This is a genomic window from Faecalibacterium sp. An122 (assembly GCF_002160895.1).
Classification (GTDB): domain Bacteria; phylum Bacillota; class Clostridia; order Oscillospirales; family Ruminococcaceae; genus Faecalibacterium.
This window is the reverse complement of record NZ_NFLL01000001.1, coordinates 70,086-89,588: the sequence shown is the minus strand read 5'-3', so window position 1 is coordinate 89,588 and position 19,503 is coordinate 70,086. Positions and strand designations below refer to the sequence as shown.

15 protein-coding genes are annotated in these 19,503 nt (G+C 52.7%); 2 read left to right on the top strand and 13 right to left on the bottom strand.

The genetic code is table 11. From position 1 onward, the window contains the following. Positions 1 to 152: 152 nt before the first annotated feature. Positions 153 to 2,642 carry a P-loop NTPase fold protein gene (locus B5E67_RS00370; protein WP_087381639.1) on the top strand — a complete coding sequence of 830 codons (2,490 nt, stop codon included), beginning with the start codon at positions 153 to 155 and terminating at the stop codon, positions 2,640 to 2,642. A gap of 143 nt (positions 2,643 to 2,785) precedes the next feature. Here B5E67_RS00370 and B5E67_RS00365 read toward each other — a convergent pair whose 3' ends face one another. The 6 genes from B5E67_RS00365 to B5E67_RS00340 all read right to left on the bottom strand — a co-directional run bounded on the left by B5E67_RS00365 (position 2,786) and on the right by B5E67_RS00340 (position 7,782). Continuing rightward, the gene (locus B5E67_RS00365) at positions 2,786 to 4,045 is read right to left on the bottom strand and encodes a plasmid recombination protein (RefSeq protein ID WP_087381637.1); all 1,260 of its coding nucleotides are present in this window, start codon (positions 4,043 to 4,045) and stop codon (positions 2,786 to 2,788) included. A 293-nt stretch (positions 4,046 to 4,338) separates the two neighbouring features. Then, positions 4,339 to 4,905: a hypothetical protein gene (locus tag B5E67_RS00360; protein WP_143405360.1), complete on the bottom strand. Its 567-nt coding sequence runs from the start codon at positions 4,903 to 4,905 to the stop codon at positions 4,339 to 4,341. Positions 4,906 to 4,986: 81 nt separating this feature from the next. Next, positions 4,987 to 6,189 (bottom strand): helicase RepA family protein, encoded by a 1,203-nt coding sequence (locus B5E67_RS00355; protein ID WP_087381632.1) that lies wholly within the window; start codon positions 6,187 to 6,189, stop codon positions 4,987 to 4,989. Beyond that, positions 6,179 to 6,514 (bottom strand): hypothetical protein, encoded by a 336-nt coding sequence (locus tag B5E67_RS00350; RefSeq protein ID WP_087381629.1) that lies wholly within the window; start codon positions 6,512 to 6,514, stop codon positions 6,179 to 6,181. Before B5E67_RS00350 ends, B5E67_RS00355 begins: the two co-directional genes overlap by 11 nt. Continuing rightward, positions 6,495 to 7,589 carry a site-specific integrase gene (locus B5E67_RS00345; RefSeq protein WP_087381626.1) on the bottom strand — a complete coding sequence of 365 codons (1,095 nt, stop codon included), beginning with the start codon at positions 7,587 to 7,589 and terminating at the stop codon, positions 6,495 to 6,497. The genes B5E67_RS00350 and B5E67_RS00345 overlap by 20 nt, the downstream gene beginning before the upstream one ends. 4 nt (positions 7,590 to 7,593) lie before the next feature. Then, positions 7,594 to 7,782: a helix-turn-helix domain-containing protein gene (locus B5E67_RS00340; protein WP_087381624.1), complete on the bottom strand. Its 189-nt coding sequence runs from the start codon at positions 7,780 to 7,782 to the stop codon at positions 7,594 to 7,596. A 326-nt stretch (positions 7,783 to 8,108) separates the two neighbouring features. On the opposite strand from B5E67_RS00340, the gene B5E67_RS00335 reads away from it, so the two are divergent. Further along, entirely contained in the window at positions 8,109 to 8,603 is a 495-nt protein-coding gene (locus tag B5E67_RS00335) for a helix-turn-helix transcriptional regulator (protein ID WP_087381621.1), read from the top strand. A 157-nt stretch (positions 8,604 to 8,760) separates the two neighbouring features. On the opposite strand, the gene guaA is transcribed toward B5E67_RS00335, so the two are convergent. The 7 genes from guaA to rpoC form a co-directional block, all read right to left on the bottom strand. Then, positions 8,761 to 10,308, bottom strand: a complete 1,548-nt coding sequence (gene guaA / locus B5E67_RS00330) for a glutamine-hydrolyzing GMP synthase (protein WP_087381618.1) — start codon at positions 10,306 to 10,308, stop codon at positions 8,761 to 8,763. A gap of 160 nt (positions 10,309 to 10,468) precedes the next feature. Beyond that, positions 10,469 to 10,975: an AAA family ATPase gene (locus B5E67_RS00325; RefSeq protein WP_087381616.1), complete on the bottom strand. Its 507-nt coding sequence runs from the start codon at positions 10,973 to 10,975 to the stop codon at positions 10,469 to 10,471. A gap of 103 nt (positions 10,976 to 11,078) precedes the next feature. Next, complete coding sequence (gene tuf / locus B5E67_RS00320) at positions 11,079 to 12,284, bottom strand: elongation factor Tu (RefSeq protein ID WP_087381612.1); 1,206 nt, start codon at positions 12,282 to 12,284, stop codon at positions 11,079 to 11,081. Between the two features lie 159 nt (positions 12,285 to 12,443). Next, a complete protein-coding gene (gene fusA / locus B5E67_RS00315; RefSeq protein WP_087381609.1) occupies positions 12,444 to 14,570 on the bottom strand; it encodes an elongation factor G in 2,127 nt (708 codons plus the stop codon). An 18-nt stretch (positions 14,571 to 14,588) separates the two neighbouring features. Next, positions 14,589 to 15,059 (bottom strand): 30S ribosomal protein S7, encoded by a 471-nt coding sequence (rpsG, locus tag B5E67_RS00310; RefSeq protein ID WP_087246659.1) that lies wholly within the window; start codon positions 15,057 to 15,059, stop codon positions 14,589 to 14,591. A 164-nt stretch (positions 15,060 to 15,223) separates the two neighbouring features. Next, complete coding sequence (gene rpsL, locus B5E67_RS00305; RefSeq protein WP_087230386.1) at positions 15,224 to 15,652, bottom strand: 30S ribosomal protein S12; 429 nt, start codon at positions 15,650 to 15,652, stop codon at positions 15,224 to 15,226. A gap of 244 nt (positions 15,653 to 15,896) precedes the next feature. Next, positions 15,897 to 19,469 (bottom strand): DNA-directed RNA polymerase subunit beta', encoded by a 3,573-nt coding sequence (gene rpoC, locus B5E67_RS00300; RefSeq protein WP_087381606.1) that lies wholly within the window; start codon positions 19,467 to 19,469, stop codon positions 15,897 to 15,899. Positions 19,470 to 19,503 lie beyond the last annotated feature (34 nt).

The window sequence follows — 19,503 nt, the reverse complement described above, 5'->3', positions numbered from 1 at the left end:
TCATATAGGCAGATGATTTTATATTAAGTATTGATTCTAAAACGGCTTCACTTTTATTCTGACTCACACTGTGTTACAATCAGAAAAGACAATTTATAATTATTTTCCTATAAGAACCCATCATCCAATAACCAACAGGTTCAGAGGTGCTTATGAAAAATCCTTTCCAGAATTTTTACTTTAAACAGTTTTCATACGGATATTTAGGCTTCGCTATCTTTTTTTATCTATTTTCAGTCCAGCCTGTTTTCATTTTACTTTTCCTTGATGTAATACTGGTGATTCTGCTATTTTACGGCAAATCTCAGCGCAGTCTTTTCTGCTCTGTTCTTGCCATACTTGGCAGCAGCGTAGCTGCTTATGTAACTATCCGGCTTTTACAGGGATATCAAATACGTTTTCCGATAGGGGCAGAGTGGCCTCTCGGAGCACTGGCATTGTTTCTCACATGCTTAGTTACCCATTTTGCTTTTCTACATGCAAATACCCCAGAATCCATAGGAAACGAACCATTCAAGGAACAGAAACACGACCTTGAACGACTACAGCAATATATACGTTACTTTCCGCTGCTGGGAATAAACGCAAAGTGGGGCAACGGAAAATCTTTTCTTTGGGCCCACCTTCGAGAAAGCCCAACCATTCAGGCAGATTTTGAAGTTTTACAAATAGATCTGCTTACCGTCAATCTGGACGCGATTGAGCGCATCCTGGTTGATGAACTCGAACAGCTTCTCCAACGCTACCACATTCACCCGCAGAGTTCCTACCGACTTAAAGCAGCACTGGGTCAGGACGGTTGGCTACACTGGGCATCTGTGCTGCTGACCGGGCAGCGGGAAGGGCTGTCAGCCTCTTTCGATGCTCTGCAAAAAGATTTGGAAAGGCTTCCCAAACGGGTGCTTCTTTGCTTCGAGGATATTGACCGCATCTCAGATCCTGAACAAATCAAAAAAATTTTTGCCATTGCCGAAAAGCTTTCTTCTGATCGAGTACATTTCCTGTTTCAATACCATCTTGATACTCTCTGTGCAAAGGAAGGAATCAACTCGGATTATCTCGAGAAGTATATTCCCTTTACCGTAAATTTGAGCGAAATTTCTTTTTCATCCCTTGTGCGCTCATTGTGGGTATTGTTGGGTTTGAACGATTTGCCATTCGATTTTAAAGCAATCCCTTTTATTGATTCAAACGAAATTTCTTCCAATCCTATCTCTCAGATTTGCGACGTCAACATTTCCATTTCGTTTTCACTGCACGAACAGATTTCAATTCGAAAAGTAAAGGATTATTTACTTGAATTCAAACTACTGTCCTCTTCCAACCCTGAGTTCAAATCGGTAAATAACGCGAAAACGTTAGCGCGGGTACTTTTTATTAAGCACTTTTTTCCCGATGAATTTCAAAAATTAAAGCCAAGAAAGAGTCCTCTGGAAACATTTTTGTTTACCGATGACGATCTGCCGCAAACACTGCCCAGCCTTCTCAAAAAGTATCATAAGCCACGACAGGAAACGAAAGAAAATCAGCAGATACGACATGCGGCGTTAAATCGCATTTTTTCAAATCCTGACAATAACGCTTCTTTTATATTCCTCACACTGCTTGGATACGATTTTTCTTTTTACCCTGCTCGACCTAGTAACCCGCTCTCTCCTGGGCAAAAAATGGAGGAGCAAAACAGTAAAATTGATCATATTATTTGGAATGTAATAGCCAATGCCTGCTCTGAATGGACCGATGCAGAAAATGAAATTCAATTACTTGAAGCGCATGTTCTGAACTTGCCGCAGGATCAACAAGTAGATGCATGGTTGCAATTTCGTCAAGACCGATATGAGGGCAACTTTCGTAAGGATAACCGTACAGTAGAAATGATTGGAGACGGCCCCTTTATTGGCACCTTCCGTGCCATGCAACTTACCAACCATGCAAAGCGAATTCAGAGTCGATGGCTTCCATTGTTTTTTAAGCTTTATGTTGAGAAATATCCGAGACGCCCGATTACATTTAGATTATTCGACTGTCTTGTATGCTGTGATCCATACCAGAAGCATGATCTGATCCATATTTTTGAGTTTTTTAATTCTCTCACTGTCACAGGTAATCCTAGTTCTTCACCAGCCTATAGAATATTTTTTGCACGGTACTTGGGAGCTATCTGCGCTTTGGGCTATTGTGAACGCAACGAATATTGGATGTTTGAGCTTCCCCTGCCGGAAACCACCTTCGACCCATTTACTCATGCAGGCTGGTTTTCCCAAAAGGATGCAGAAAGCATTGCCAAACAGGCACTCGCTTCCCTAGATCATTTGTATCAAGAGCTTACACAGCTTCGGAAGAGTACAGTTTCTCCTTATTCCTTACCCTACGTGCAGAATGATTATGATGTTCTGATTGCGTTTGTAAAGAAAAATCAGACTATGCTTAAGCAGGACCATGCAATGGAAAAGGAACATTTGAAAGTTGAAACAAAATTTGGGCCAAGTATCTCCATCAATCAGGCAGAAATCGATCGCTTAACTCAATTAAAAGACAAAGGCCCAGATCAGTTTGAACAGCAGGTGCGTGAAAGTTATTCAGCCGGAAAAATAAATCTAAATGATTTAAAAAAGATTCTGCCAAATAACGATAACAAATAATAGCAAACTACACGATATCAATTTTCGATATTTATATTATATTGCTTATTTATTCTCTCTGCATTTTATAATTCAAACTAAAAATCGCCTGCGCTTCGTACTTTTATTTGTATAAATACAGGCGATTATTCTATGCTGGCTTCTTAGACCTTTTCTTTCTGTTTCCTACCGTTGAACTGGTCAAAAAGATGCCAGAGTTTGTTCCTTTCAATTTCTGCCTCATAGCTCTGGAGCTTCTTTTTCAGGACTGCATTTTCCTGTTCCAGGCCTGCTGTGTTCAGCTGACGCCGGACCGATTTATATCCCTGTAATTCTGCATTCAAAGCGGCCACTTTGGTCTTCAGTTCTCCGATCAGCTCATTGGCGGCGTCCAAAGCTTTCTTTAAACTGACCACCTTATGCTCCTGGGTACAGTACTTCTTGGCAGCGGCTGAAAGTGCTTCATATTCTGAGCGCTCCAGAAGCACCTTAGAGGAAAGCGGCACAGGCCGGGCTTCAATCTGCTCCACTTTCTGTACCTCCACCTGCTGCCGCTGGACTCTCTCCAGCTTCTTTTCCAGAGAGGCAGCCTGCTGCTCTTTCTGCTGGGTCTGCTCGGTCAGCGTTGCCAGTCTCTCCTGCTCCTTCTGAACCTTAAACTGAGTTACGGTCAGATGCTCCTCCGAGCTGCCACGTTCTCCTCGTTCAATATCGGTATACCCCGCTTCCTGCATATACCGGAAGAAGTCATCCTGGAGGACGCTGTAAGATTTCTTGAGGATTGGTTTTCCCTTCTCGGTCCGCAGCGGATCACCGGTGGTTTCATCCAGGATGGGTTTGGAGGCCCATTTCTTGCTCATACTAACCTGCATAATGGTCTCCTTCACCTTTCCCACCAGGGACTTATCTTTGCATCGTTTGGTCCAAAGGATTTGCTTTTCTACCACTGGGACGTAGACCACATGGAGGTGGTAGTGGTAGACATCCTGACCCAGGATATCTGACATGGCCCGGTTGCGTTCATCGGCGTGCATCACTGCGGACAGGATATACTGTTCACCGCCTACAATCTGAACCGCAGCCTGATAGGCGGCTTCATAGAATTCTTTGGCAAACTCATACCCGCCTCGGTTGAAGAAATAAGCGGAGTTCACATCAAAGACCAGCTCTCCATACCGGAAAGCGTCCTCCTTGAGGCCGCGGGTGGAGATGATGCCGTCTGCCTCCATTCGCTCAAACTGCTCCAGATAGCTGCCATCCGGCTTCTTGAAATGGACGTTCAGGTGGGAGCGTTCCGGGACAATATCTGGGTTGACGTAGGAGTCCTTTTCGCGCTCGTTATGCTGCTGGGCATTTTTCAATTTCTGTGTGGTCAATCTCATATTTCTCGCGCTGGTACGGTCGATACCGTCGCCTCTTGCCATAACGCTCCTTTCTCGCCCACTGGGCGGCAGATACGGGGAGGTCCGGGAGATGCACTTCTGCGGAAGTGTAATAACCCACTATGACACTTTCAGCCGGAGGCTGCAAAGTGCCGTGGGCTCTCCCGAGGGGCTCTCCGAGGGGGACTACGGCTCCTGCGGGAGCCGTTTTCGGTCAGGGTCCGCCACCGCATTTCAAATAGGACTGTTACGGCCCATTTGCCCAAAAAATTACGGGTGCCAGCCATAACAAAAACTGTTATGGCCAGCACCCGTATTCTTCATGTGGTTGCGGTTTACCTTGCTATTTCTTCAATGTTCCTGACCGAACCATACTGCATTACTTCTTTTTCGTTCCGATCATCGGTATACCAGATGATCTGCTCCGGTCGAATGACGCCACGATACAGATGGCATACCGGGCTCCCGAAGTGCAGTGCCCTGTCATAAAACCACTGTGCCTTTTCGATGGAAGTTGTCCAGGAGATACGGTACCTTGCCTTGTCCATAGGCTCAGTACCTGCCCGGTAGATTGTAATCTCTTTCATAGAGATCATCTCTGCCGGAATTCGTTTCTCTATGGGAGCATATTTTCTCGCTTGCCGGACGTATTTCCGGACGATAGGCATATGGTCTCCATTTTGGGTATAGCAATCGGTCGGGATGCTAAATTTATACTCATCCGGCAGATACGGATAGGCATATTCCAGACCCTCTGCCATAATGTCCGGACTGAGAGTGAGAAGCGATTCCACTTCTTCCCAATCCTGATTTTTTACAGCCTCAATTAGTTTAGGCATTAAAAGTTCAAACTTTTTTGCCTTTTCCTGCTGAATGCTCGCCTGCATCATTTCAAAATCCATGGTCATTGCTCCTTTCGCATTTCTCCTGTTGGTGACAACCGTGACGACCGTGACGATAGTTTTGCATGATGCCATCGCCCCTTAAAGGTCGTCACGGCTGTCACGGCCGTCACGTTCGGGTGGGGATTGCGGAGGGGTAAAAACCAACTGGATATTTCTTCCAGCATGGTTGCGATTACTAGTATAGCATATATGATACTGATCTTCTAGTTTTCCAGCTCGAATATTCAAACGCATCGCCAAGGCATTCGGTTTAAGATCCAAGCCAAGAGCCGTTACAAGCTCTGTAGCTGTCCCATTCCATACCGGAGAGGTTTCGTTTACAAGCGCTGCAATTGCCTCCAGAACCGCATCGGGCGGCTCCACCCAAGGCTCCGCTTCGACATGATCCAGTTCCCAAATTAAACGCTCGTTATCTCTGGTAAGATAGATTCTCTGGTCCTTCTGGTCACGCCCCGACACATCCAGAGTTGCAGTCTGATCTGTTCGTCTTTCTTTGACAAGCATAAAAGCTCCATCGGCTGAACCAAGTAAACCATTTGTTCCTGAAATCATATCGAATTTATCATCCGCCTGCTGTTTTCTGGTATGATGAACCAGCAGAAAACAGCACCCGCTTTCATCGGTAATCTGCTTTAATTTACCGATGATTTCATAGTCCTTTGCATAGCTGTTCTTCTCATTCCCTACTTCCCGGATTTTTTGAAGGGTATCCAGAATCACCAGTTTCGTATCCGAATGTTCCTGCATGAACTTTTTCAGTTGCTCCTCAAGTCCACTCCCAATCTGTTTTGCACAGGTAGCAAAGAACAACTTTTCACTGCTGTCCGTCCCAAACATCCGATACATTCGTTCCTGTAATCTGCGATGGTCATCTTCCAGCGCCAGATAGAGAACAGTTCCCTGTTTCACTTGATAGCCCCACAATTCTTTTCCAGTGCTGACATGGTAAGCCAGCTGGGCTACAAGGAACGACTTTCCAATTTTAGGGGCTCCTGCCAAAAGATACGTCCCGGGATAGAGAACCCCTTCGATGATCGCCGACCTGCTTTTATACGTGTTTTGGTATAGCTCTGTCATCGAAACTGTATAAAGGTAGTTCGGATCAAACATACCTTGCATTTTCCGGCGTCTATCATGCAGACCTTCTTTTGTTTTTAGGTTTGAATTATTGATTTTGGAAGCGGAATTGGATATACTATTATTGTCTTTTGGAATCGGCTGCCCTTCATCTGCGCCAACAGATGAGTCCAGGGCAGTCTTTTCTTTTGCGTCAATTTCCATAGGCAGTTTCCTCCTTCATTCCATCCAAGATAACAGCAATCATCTGGATCACTTCCAGCATTTCCTGGTCCATTTCTGCTCCGGCTTCAATCCGCCGGAGTTCTTCTAAAATAGCCACCAGCTGCTCCCGCAAAGCCTTAAATACCCGAGGATTTCCTTGGACGATCACCTCCCTTTCCAGCAGCCGGCGGATGATATAGTCCTGCTTGGTCAGTCCAGACAATTTCACATAGGTTTCCAACTGCTTGTCCTCCTCCGGTGACATCCGGAATGCTACAGTTTTATTCCTCCAGCGGTTGTGTTCATCACGATTTTTGTGTGACATTTTCTAATCCCCTTTCCATGTCCAACTTATTTGCCATTTCCTTCTGCCGGGTCGGGAAGAGATGGGCATACCGATACGTGATATCAATGCTCTCATGCCCTACCCTGTCCGCGATTGCCAGAGCAGAAAAACCCATTTCAATCAAAAGAGAAACATGGGAGTGCCGTAAGTCATGAATCCGAATCTGTTTCACACCTGCGCTCTTTGAACCTCGGTCCATTTCATGGTGCAGATAACTTTTTGTCAACGGAAAAATCCGGTCATTTGGTTGAAGCTTATAAATGGATTTGAAATAGTCCTGGATTTCTTCTGTCAGAAACCGAGGCATCTGAATAACTCGAACGCTTTTGGGCGTCTTTGGATCGGTAATGACATCCCGGCCCTTGAGCCGTTGATAGGATTTCGTGATGGACAAGAGTCCCTTTTCCAAATCAAAATCCGCTGCCGTCAATGCCAGCAGCTCTCCTTCCCGGATGCCACACCAATACAACACCTCAAAGGCATAATAAGATTGTGGCTTATCCATAATGGCATCTGCAAACTTGAGATACTCTTCCTTCGTCCAGAACAGCATCTCTTTGTGTTTGTCCTTTCCCATGTTTCCAGCTATCGCTGCAGGGTTCGACTTCAAACCATAAAACCGGATCGCATGATTGAAAATGGCACTCAGCTGATTGTGGAGTGTTTTCAAATAGGCTGGCGAGTAGGCTTTTCCACTCGGGTCCCGGTATTGGATCATCTCATTCTGCCAGGCAATCACATCTCTAGGCTGGATGTCCTCCAGCCTTTTGTTTTTAAAATACGGCAGAATCTTTGTTTCAATGATGTTTTCTTTTGTGGACCAAGTATTCTCCCGAAGCCGATCTCTTTTGTCTGAGATATAAAGTTCTACAAACTTCTCAAATTCCATGCTTACATCTGCTGCCTTCTGCACCAAGAACTCCCGTTCCCATGCCAGAGCAGCTTTCTTGGTGGGAAAACCTCGCTTCAATTTCTTTTTCTTGACGCCCTTCCAGTCCTCATAATAGAAGGCTGTATACCATGTTTCCTTCATCGGATCTTTATAGGCTGGCATCCTCTCACCCCCTCTCCTCTGCCCCATAGATCTTTTCCAGAAAATACCGGCGGCTGACACGGCCCCCGATGGTAGTGAATCCCCGGGCCTGCAGTTCCCCATTCCACTGACGGATCATCTTATATGCCAGGGCTTTGGAGATGCCCAGCTCATTTGCCACTTCGGCTGCGCTCATAAAGATTCTGTTTTCCATCGCTTCTTCCTTTCTCTGATGGGTTTGATTTTTCGGTGCCGTTCTCCCCACCCAGTCTCCGACAGGCAAATCCCCTTTTCGGTGCTGTGTCGTCCCCTTGCGGGGCGCTCGCCTCTTTTCAGAGGGTCTTGGCGGTTTGGACTGGGTGGGCGGTCATTCAATTTACTAAGCTTTATTGTTTAGTACACATTATACTAAACAAATTCTGTTAAGTCAATAGCCTGGCCAAAATTTAATTGAACTTTTTTGTTTAAGTTTCTCTTGCCATCCTTATTTTGATATGTTATACTAGATTCAACAAAAATGTTTAGTATGGAGGCTTCGCCATGTCAGTCGGAGATCGAATCAAACGTGCCCGCAACTTTCGAGGTTTGACCCAGAAAGAATTGGGCATCGCCGTAGGCTTTGATGAAAAAAGTGCAGACATCCGCATTGCACAGTATGAAAGCAACACACGTACTCCCAAGGAAGATTTGCTCCGCAAAATGGCCGAGGCTTTGGATGTCAACTACCGCTCCCTATATGAGCCCACCTTGTATGCTGCAGAAGACATCATGTATACTCTGTTCGAATTGGATGAGCACTACCCCAGTACCAAGCTGTATGAAGTAAGCGATCCTGATTCCTCCAGTTCCCACATGGCAGTCAGCTTTAACTATCGGCTTTTGGATGAGTTCATGCGGGAGTGGCAGCTGCGTAAAAAAGAGCTTCAAGCCGGCCAGATCACCAAAGAGGAGTATCAAGAATGGAAACTCAATTGGCCCCAGACCTCTGACGGCTGCGGGAAGTTCCAGCCCAAGAAAAAGTGGAAAAAAGAATAAGGGACACAAAAATGCCCTCTGAAAAACTTACCGTTTTTCAGAGGGCATTCTCATGTCCCTATGTTTGGAGTAATCCCCGTTAGTATCAATTCAGTATCAAGGAGGCTCATCGCCTTCAAAATATCGCGTAGATACTAGGTTTTTCAAAGAAGTTTGATTACTCCATCTCAATGGTGGCGGGGGGTTTTCCGGTGCAGTCGTAGAGGACGCGGTTCACATGCTTGACCTCATTGACAATGCGGCTGGTGACGGTGCCCAGCACATCCCAGGGCACATTGTAGCTCTCAGCGGTCATGAAGTCTGTGGTGGTCACAGCGCGCAGCGCCACGGCGTAGTCGTAGGTGCGCTCATCGCCCATGACGCCCACGCTGTGCATGTTGGTCAGGGCAGCGTAGTACTGGCTGATCTCCTTGTCGAGGCCGGCCTTGGCGATTTCCTCGCGCCAAATTGCGTCGGCATCCTGCACGATGGCAACCTTCTCGGGGGTCACCTCACCAATGATGCGGATGGCCAGACCGGGGCCCGGGAAGGGCTGGCGGTTGACCAGATACTCCGGCAGACCCAGCTCGCGGCCAACCTGGCGGACTTCGTCCTTGAACAGGTTGCGCAGGGGCTCCACCAGGTCCTTGAAGTCAACGTGATCCGGCAGGCCGCCCACGTTGTGATGGCTCTTGATGACGGTGGACTCGCCGCCCAGACCGCTCTCCACCACGTCGGGGTAAATGGTGCCCTGTGCCAGGAAATCCACCTGGCCAATCTTCTTGGCCTCTTCCTCAAAGACGCGGATAAACTCCTCACCGATGATCTTGCGCTTGCGCTCGGGCTCGGTGACGCCGGCCAGCTTGCTGAAGTAGCGGGCGCGGGCGTCCACGCAGACAAAGTTGATGTCAAAGTTGGGGTTGCCCGGACCAAACACCGAGCACACCTCTTCCTTCTCGTTCTTGCGCAGCAGGCCGTGGTCTACAAAGACGCAGGTCAGCTGCTTGCCGACGGCCTTGGCCAGCATAGCGGCCAGCACCGACGAATCCACGCCGCCCGACAGAGCGCACAGGACCCGGCCGCTGCCAATCTTTTCGCGCAGAGCCTGGACATTGCTCTCCACAAAGGAGTCCATCTTCCAGTCGCCGGAGCAGCCACAGACATTGTAAACAAAGTTGTGCAGCATCTTCTTGCCTTCGGCGGTGTGGAGCACCTCGGGATGGAACTGGACTGCGTACAGGCCCTTCTCGGCGTTTTCCATGGCTGCCACAGGGCAGTTGGCCGTGTGAGCCGTGATCTTGAAGTCGGTGGCGGCCTTCTCGATGTAGTCGTTATGGCTCATCCAGCAGATGGTCGAGGGCTGCACACCCTCAAACAGCTTGCTGGTGGTGTCCACAAAGACCTCGGTCTTGCCGTACTCCCGCTCGGGAGCGCGGGATACCTTGCCGCCCAGCAGATGGGTCATCAGCTGGCTGCCGTAGCAGATGCCCAGAATGGGCACGCCCCAGGTAAAGATCTCGGGATCGCAGCTGGGCGAATCCTCCAGATAGACGCTGTTGGGACCACCGGTGAAGATGATGCCCTTGGGATTCTTGGCGCGGATCACCGACAGGTCGGTCTTATAGGAATAGATCTCACAGTAAACATTGTTCTCACGCACCCGGCGTGCGATCAGCTGATTATACTGGCCACCAAAGTCCAGTACGATCATCGTTTCATGCTGCATGCTGTATCCTCCTGCATTATATTCCAAACATGTTGTCTTGCCACCACCACAGTCGCAGTGCTTTTGTGGCATAGAACAGGCGCTGTGCGCCCATTAGAAAACAATATTCTCTGGCTATTATACCATAGTTTCAGAAGAAAAGCGACTGTTTTCTTTGATTTCAGACAGCCGATCCCAGCTTTGCGATTTGTTCTGCCGTTTCCTCCTCGGTCCACCGGGAAGTATCCAGTTTGGCGGTCGCCAGTCCTTCATAAAGCGGCAGCCGCGCCAGGCTCCTCGGAATCACATCCGTCTGTCTCCTGCCCGCCGCAATGTCTTTTTCCAGCCGCTGGGTCAGCACCTGGGGCGAGGCAGTGAGAGACACACAAATCACCTGCCATCCCCTGGTGTCCAGCCGGGAGAGGATGGTATCCATAATCTCCTGCTGATGCATCACCCAGCAGAACACCACATTCTCAAATGCAGTACAGCCCAGAAACCGCCCCAGCATGCCGCAGATATTATCCAGGACCAGAGCCTTTGTCTCTTCATTCACCACAAAGGGGTTCATATCCCAGCACCAGTCCCCGTCCAGAAAGACACATCGGTCCAGCTTCTTTTTCAGGATCTGACAGACAGTGGTTTTGCCGACGCCCATGGGGCCGCCGATCAGATACAGTTTCTTCATGGACTCCCCTCCTGTTTTCCAATACAAAAAAGCCCCTTCCCGCTTTGAAAGCGAAAAGGGGCTGGATTCTAAGGCTTTACTTCCTCAGAAGGGTTGGGCAAAATTACTCAATGATCTTGCCAACAACGCCGGAACCAACGGTACGGCCACCCTCACGGATAGCGAAACGCAGGCCCTCTTCCATAGCGACAGCAGTCAGCAGCTCAACGCTCATGGTGACATTATCGCCAGGCATGCACATCTCGGTGCCCTCGGGCAGGTTGATGATGCCGGTCACGTCAGTGGTACGGAAGTAGAACTGAGGACGATAGTTGGAGAAGAAGGGAGTGTGACGGCCGCCTTCTTCCTTGGTCAGGACGTAGACCTGAGCCTCGAACTTGGTGTGAGGATGGACAGAGCCGGGCTTAGCCAGAACCTGGCCACGCTCGATCTGAGTACGATCAACACCACGCAGCAGAGCGCCGATGTTATCGCCAGCCTGAGCGAAGTCCAGAGACTTACGGAACATCTCCAGACCGGTGATGGTGGTGGTCAGACGCTCGGGACGGATGCCAACGATCTCCATCTGATCGCCAACCTTAGCAGTGCCACGCTCGACACGGCCGGTAGCGACGGTGCCACGGCCAGAAATGGTCATGACGTCCTCGACGGGCATCAGGAAGTCCTTGTCAGCCAGACGGTCGGGAGTAGGAATGTACTCGTCGACAGCAGCCATCAGCTCGTTGATGCAAGCGTACTCGGGAGCGTTGGGATCGGTGGAGGTGCACTCCAGAGCCTTCAGAGCAGAGCCACGGATGATGGGGGTGTCATCACCGGGGAAGTCGTACTCGTTCAGCAGCTCGCGGATCTCCATCTCGACCAGATCCAGCAGCTCCTCGTCGTCGACCATATCGCACTTGTTCATGAACACGACGATATAGGGCACGCCGACCTGACGAGCCAGCAGGATGTGCTCACGGGTCTGGGGCATGGGACCATCGGTAGCAGCAACGACCAGGATAGCGCCGTCCATCTGAGCAGCACCAGTGATCATGTTCTTAACGTAGTCAGCATGGCCCGGGCAGTCAACGTGAGCGTAGTGACGGTTGTCGGTCTGGTACTCAACGTGAGCGGAGTTGATCGTGATACCACGAGCGCGCTCCTCGGGAGCCTTATCGATGTTGGCGTAGTCCATGAAGTCTGCGCCACCCTTCAGGGCCAGAACCTTGGTGATGGCGGCAGTCAGAGTGGTCTTGCCATGGTCAACGTGGCCGATGGTGCCGATGTTAACATGCGGCTTAGAACGGTCAAATTTTGCCTTTTCAGCCATTGGAATATCCTCCCTTTAAATCGGTTTCGTTTGGTTATAACAGCCTCGCGCCTGCATAATTGCATTGCAAAGCTATTCTACTAGATTATCCCTACAAAATCAAGAGATTTTCCAGATTTTTTACCGCAGAAGCCAAAACTTCAGCAGTTTATGCAGCCCTTACGCCTTGGTACGGCCTGCAATAATGGTGTCGGCAATGTTCTTGGGCACCGGCTCGTAGTGAGACGGCTCCATGACGTACTGGCCACGGCCCTGGGTCTTGGAACGCAGGTCGGTGGCGTAGCCGAACATCTGAGCCAGAGGAACCATAGCGTTGACACGCTGGGTGCCGGCCATAGCCTCCATGCCCTGGATCTGACCACGGCGTGCATTCAGGTCGCCGATGACATCGCCCAGATACTCGTCGGGAACGATGACTGCAACCTTCATGATGGGCTCAGTGATGATGGGATCAGCCTTGCGCATAGCTTCCTTGAAAGCCATGGAACCGGCGATGGAGAAGGCCATTTCAGAGGAGTCAACCTCGTGATAAGAACCATCCCACAGGGTGACCTTGACGTCAACAACCGGGTAGCCGGCCAGAACACCCGCCTTCATAGCACCCTGGATACCGTTGTCGACAGCCGGGATGTATTCCTTCGGGATAGCGCCGCCCACGATGGCGTTGACAAATTCGTAACCCTTGCCGGGCTCGTTGGGCTCGATCTTGATCTTGACGTGACCGTACTGGCCCTTACCACCAGACTGACGGGCGTACTTGGTCTCCTGGTTGGCAGCCTTCCGGATGGTCTCACGGTAAGCAACCTGGGGAGCGCCAACGTTGGCCTCAACCTTGAACTCGCGCAGCAGACGGTCGACGATAATCTCAAGGTGCAGCTCGCCCATGCCGGCGATGATGGTCTGACCGGTCTCCTCGTCGGTGTAGGTCTTGAAGGTGGGGTCTTCCTCAGCCAGCTTGGCCAGGGCGATGCCCATCTTCTCGTTGCCGGCCTTGGTCTTGGGCTCGATAGCCACGCGGATGACCGGCTCGGGGAACTTCATCGACTCGAGGATGATGGGGTGGTTCTCGTCGCACAGGGTGTCACCGGTGGTGGTGTTCTTCAGACCAACAACGGCCGCGATATCACCGGCGTAGCAGCAGTCGATATCCTTGCGGTGGTTGGAGTGCATCTGCAGAATACGGCCCATGCGCTCACGGCTGTCCTTCACCGAGTTGTAGACGGTGGTGCCAGCCTCGACCTTACCCGAGTAAACGCGGAAGTATGCCAGCTTGCCGACGAAGGGGTCGGTAGCGATCTTGAAGGCCAGAGCTGCGAAGGGAGCGTCGTCGGAAGAGGGACGAGTCTCGGGCTCCTCAGTCTCGGGGTTCACGCCCTTGATGTCCTCGATATCGGTGGGGGCGGGCATATAGTCCACGATAGCATCCAGCAGCTTCTGGACGCCCTTGTTCTTGTAGGAAGAACCGCAGACAACGGGGACCAGGGTGTTGGCGATGGTCTCCTTGCGGATAGCGGCCTTCAGTTCCTCGCGGGTGATCTCCTCGCCCTCGAGGTACTTCTCCATCAGAGCCTCGTCGTTCTCGGCAACAGCCTCAACCAGGATGTTGCGGTACTCCTCGGCCTGATCCTTCATGTCGTCGGGGATCTCCTCGACGCGCATGTCGTTGCCCATATCGTCGTAGTAAACCTCAGCGGTCATATCGACCAGGTCGATGATGCCCTTGAAGGTGTCCTCGGAGCCAATGGGCAGCTGGATCGCCACGCCATTGGCGTGCAGGCGATCGTGCAGCATCTTGATGCAGTTGAAGAAGTCGGCGCCCATGGTGTCCATCTTGTTGACGTAAACCATGCGGGGGACCTTGTACTCGTCAGCCTGACGCCAAACGGTCTCAGACTGGGGCTCAACACCGCCCTTGGCGGCCAGAACGGTCACCGAACCGTCCAGAACGCGCAGAGAACGCTGCACCTCAACGGTGAAGTCCACGTGGCCCGGGGTATCGATGATGTTGATGCGGTGACGATTCTTCTTAGCTGCAACGGGGTCCTTCTGCAGGTCGCTGTGGCTCCAGTAGCAGGTGGTTGCAGCAGAAGTGATGGTGATGCCGCGCTCCTGCTCCTGGACCATCCAGTCCATCGTAGCAGCACCCTCGTGCACCTCACCGATCTTGTGAGTAATACCGGTGTAGTACAGGATGCGCTCGGTGGTGGTGGTCTTACCGGCATCGATGTGAGCCATGATGCCGATGTTACGAGTCATCTGAAGAGAAACTTCTCTGGGTGTAGCCATGAATGTACCTCCTGCAGATTAATAACGGAAATGAGCAAAAGCCTTGTTGGCCTCAGCCATCTTATGGGTATCCTCACGCTTCTTCACGGCGGCGCCGGTGTTGTTGGCGGCGTCCATGATCTCAGCAGCCAGACGCTGGCTCATGGTCTTCTCACCACGGCTGCGGCTGTAGGCGGTCAGCCAGCGCAGACCCAGGGTCTCGCGGCGGGCGGGGCTGACTTCCAGAGGAACCTGGTAGTTGGCGCCACCAACGCGGCGGGTCTTGCACTCGAGGCTGGGCATGATGTTCTCCATGGCCTTCTCAAAGACCTCCAGGGGATCGTTGCCTGTTTTTTCCTGGATCATGGTGAAAGCATCATAAACGATCTTCTGAGCAACGCCCTTCTTGCCGTCCAGCATGACGCTGTTGACAAGGCGAGTAACCATCTTGGAATTGTAAATAGGATCAGCTAAGACATCGCGCTTAGCAATGTTACCTCTTCTAGGCATCTTTCTTCCCTCCTTCACAGAATGATATCATCGGTACTCGAAAGTATAAAACTCCCGTTGTGTCACAAAGAGCTGACCTTACATAAACCGTTGCCATCTACCGTGTTATCGCGCAGACTTGTTATTTATATATGGAAAGCCTTTTATGGCGGTTTAAGGTTTTATTACTTCTTAGCAGCACCGGCCTTGGGACGCTTTGCGCCGTACTTGGAGCGGGCCTGGTTGCGGCCTGCAACACCCTGGGCATCCAGAGTGCCGCGGATGATGTGGTAACGCACACCGGGCAGGTCCTTGACACGGCCGCCGCGAATCAGAACGACCGAGTGCTCCTGCAGGTTGTGGCCGATGCCGGGAATGTAAGAGGTGACCTCGATACCATTCGTCAGGCGGACACGAGCAACCTTACGCAGTGCAGAGTTGGGCTTCTTGGGGGTCATGGTACGGACGGCAGTGCAGACACCGCGCTTCTGGGGGCTGTTCAGATCAGAATACTGTTTCTTCTGAGAATTGTAGCTCTTCAGCAGAGCGGGAGCAGTGCTCTTGGTAGCCAGGACATCACGGCCTTTGCGTACAAGCTGGTTAAAAGTAGGCATTGTGTTTCTCCTTTCCTATAGTTTTCTTCGCCGGAGGTTTGTCCGGCACAATATGCCGCACTTCACCCTTAAGGTGGAGCGCAACATGTTTATTGTACACAGAATCCTCTGCGATGTCAACAGTTTTTCCAGAAAATTTTTGTTTTATACCACAAATAAAATTTTTTTCTGACATGAGCTGTCGGCAACCAAAAAGCCCCACCTGCAGGCGGGCCGCAGATGGGGCTTTGATTACAGAAAAAGGTTACTGGTTGGCAGCCTCTGCCTCAGCGGAAAGCTCCTGATCCAGCTCCTGCTCGCGGCGGACCAGATCCTCACGGACCTCCGGCAGACCGGTGCCTGCGGGGATCAGCTTACCGATGATGACGTTCTCCTTCAGGCCGGAGAGCTTATCCTCCTTGCCCTTGATGGCAGCCTCGGTCAGCACGCGGGTGGTCTCCTGGAAGGAAGCAGCCGACAGGAAGGACTCGGTGGCCAGGGCAGCCTTGGTGATGCCCAGCAGCACCTGCTGGTACTCCACCAGCTTGAGGTTGGTCTCCCCTGCTGCGATGCGGGCGGACAGCTCCTCATTGATGTTCTCCACATCCAGGCGGTTGGCCAGAGCGCCGCCGATCAGGTCGGAAGAACCGGCGTCGGTCACGCGGACCTTGCGGCACATCTGACGGATGATGACCTCGATGTGCTTGTCGTTGATTTCAACGCCCTGCAGACGGTAAACCTTCTGGACCTCGCTGATGAGGTAGTTCTGGACGTCGGACAGGCCCTTGACAGCCAGGATGTCCTGGGGATACAGAACGCCCTCGCGGGTGATGATGTCGCCCTTCTCCACGCGGTCGCCCGGCATAACCCGTGCGTGCTGGGTGAAGGGAATCGAATAGCTCTTGACCACCTCGGCGCCGGTCTCGTCCTTGCCGGTGACCTTGATGACCACGTTCTTCTTGGAGTCATCCTGCGAGACAACGCCCGAGATTTCGCTCATGATGGCCATGCTCTTGGGACGGCGGCTCTCGAACAGCTCCTCGACGCGGGGCAGACCCTGGGTAATATCTTCCGCAGAGGCGATACCGCCGGTGTGGAAGGTACGCATGGTCAGCTGGGTGCCCGGCTCACCGATGGACTGTGCTGCGATGATACCGACTGACTCGCCCAGCTGGACCGGCTCGCCGGTAGCCATGTTGGAGCCGTAGCAGCGGGCGCAGACGCCAGTCTTGGCGCGGCAGGTCAGCAGGCTGCGGATCTTCAGGTGGGTGATGCCGGCAGCCTCGATCTTCTCGGCATCGTACAGGTCCATCATCTTGCCCTCGGGCACGATGACGTCGCCGGTGGTGGGGTTGACCACGTCGCCCACGGCGTAACGGCCGATCAGGCGCTCGCGGAAGGACTCGATCTTCTCCTTGCCCTCGTGGATCTCGGAGACTTCCAGACCGTCGGAGGTGCCGCAGTCCAGCTCACGGATGATGACATCCTGCGAGACGTCGACCATGCGGCGGGTCAGGTAACCCGAGTCAGCGGTACGCAGAGCGGTATCGGCCAGACCCTTACGGGCGCCACGAGCGGAAACGAAGTATTCCAGAATGTTCAGACCTTCGCGGTAGTTGGCGCGAATGGGCATCTCGATGGTCTGACCGGCGGTGTTGGCCAGCAGGCCGCGCATGCCGGCCAGCTGCTTGATCTGGTTCATAGAACCACGGGCGCCCGAGTCAGCCATCATATAGATCTCGTTGTCCTTGGGCAGGTTGTCGGCCAGGGCCTTGGAGACCTTGTCGGTGGTGGCCTGCCAGATATCGATGGTCTTCTTGTAGCGCTCTTCCTCGGAGATCAGACCGCGGTTGAACAGCTTGCTGACCTGGGAGACCTTGACGTCGGCCTCCTCCAGCAGCTCGGCTTTCTGGGGCGGAATCACGGCGTCGCAGACGGCGACCGAGATGGCCGACAGAGTCGAGTACTTGTAGCCCTGGGCCTTGATGGCGTCCAGCATCTTGGCACAAGCGCGGCTGCCGTTGCGGGTCAGGCAGCGGGAAATGATGTCGGGCAGGGTCTTCTTGGTGACCCGGAAGCTGATCTCGTAGTCCAGCCAGTGGGCGGGATCGGTACGATCCACGTAGCCCAGGTTCTGGGGAACGGGAGTGTTGAAGATGATGCTGCCGACGGTGGTATCCACCAGGCCGCTGCGCTCCACGCCGTCCAGCACCATGGTGCGGCGGACCTTGATGGGAGCGTGCAGGGTGACGATGTGCTCGGCGTAGGCCATCAGGGCCTCGTTCTCATCGCAGAACACCTTCCCTGCCCCTTCCTCGTCCTCACGGACGGTGGTCAGGTAGTAGCTGCCCAGAATCATATCCTGGGTGGGCACGGTAACAGGTGCGCCGTCCGAGGGCTTCAGCAGGTTGCCGGAAGCCAGCATCAGCATCTTGGCCTCACGGCAGGCGTCCTCGCCCAGGGGCAGATGGACAGCCATCTGGTCGCCGTCGAAGTCGGCGTTGAATGCGGTACAGGACAGGGGGTGCAGCTTGATGGCACGGCCCTCCACCAGCACCGGGTTGAAGGCCTGGATGCCCAGACGGTGCAGGGTAGGTGCGCGGTTCAGCAGAACCGGGTGGCCCTTGATGACGGTCTCCAGGCTGTCCCAAACCTCGGGACGGGCCCGCTCCACCATCTTGCGGGCGGACTTGATGTTGTTGGCTACGCCCTTCTCCACCAGGTCCTTCATGACAAAGGGCTTGAACAGCTCCAGAGCCATTTCCTTGGGCAGACCGCACTGGTCCATCCGCAGCTCGGGGCCGACGACGATAACCGAACGGCCGGAGTAGTCAACACGCTTGCCCAGCAGGTTCTGACGGAAGCGGCCCTGCTTGCCCTTCAGCATGTCGGACAGGCTCTTGAGGGCGCGGTTGTTGGGGCCGGTGACGGGACGGCCGCGGCGGCCGTTGTCGATCAGGCTGTCCACAGCCTCCTGCAGCATCCGCTTTTCGTTGCGGACGATGATGTCGGGAGCGCCCAGCTCCAGCAGGCGGCGCAGACGGTTGTTGCGGTTGATGACGCGGCGGTACAGATCGTTCAGGTCGGTGGTGGCGAAGCGGCCGCCGTCCAGCTGAACCATGGGGCGCAGGTCAGGCGGCAGAACCGGCAGAACGGTGAGGATCATCCACTCGGGACGGTTGCCCGAAATGCGGAATGCCTCCACCACTTCCAGACGCTTCAGGATGCGAATCCGCTTCTGGCCGCTGGCCTTCTCCACCTCGGCGGTCAGCTCGGCGGACAGCTGGTCCAGATCGATCTCGGCCAGCAGGGCCTGGATGGCCTCAGCGCCCATCTGGGCGTTGAACTCGTCGCCGTAGCGCTCCTGCATCTCCCGGTATTCCTTCTCGGTCAGGAGCTGCTTCTTCTCCAGCGGAGTCAGGCCGGGATCCACAACGATATAGCTGGCAAAGTACAGAACCTTCTCCAGCAGGCGGGGGCTGATGTCCAGCATCAGGCCGATGCGGCTGGGGATGCCCTTGAAGTACCAGATGTGGCTGACAGGGGCGGCCAGCTCGATGTGGCCCATCCGCTCACGGCGGACCTTGGCCTTGGTGACCTCGACGCCGCAGCGCTCGCAGATCTTGCCCTTATAACGGATACGCTTATATTTGCCGCAGTGGCACTCCCAGTCCTTGGTGGGTCCAAAGATGCGCTCGCAGAACAGGCCGTCCCGCTCGGGCTTCAGGGTGCGGTAGTTGATGGTCTCGGGCTTCTTCACCTCGCCGTAGCTCCATTTACGGATCTGGTCGGGAGAGGCAAGACCGATCTTGATCGAATCGAAAACGGTGTTTTCCATGAATCGAACCCTTCCTTAATCTCTATAACAAGTT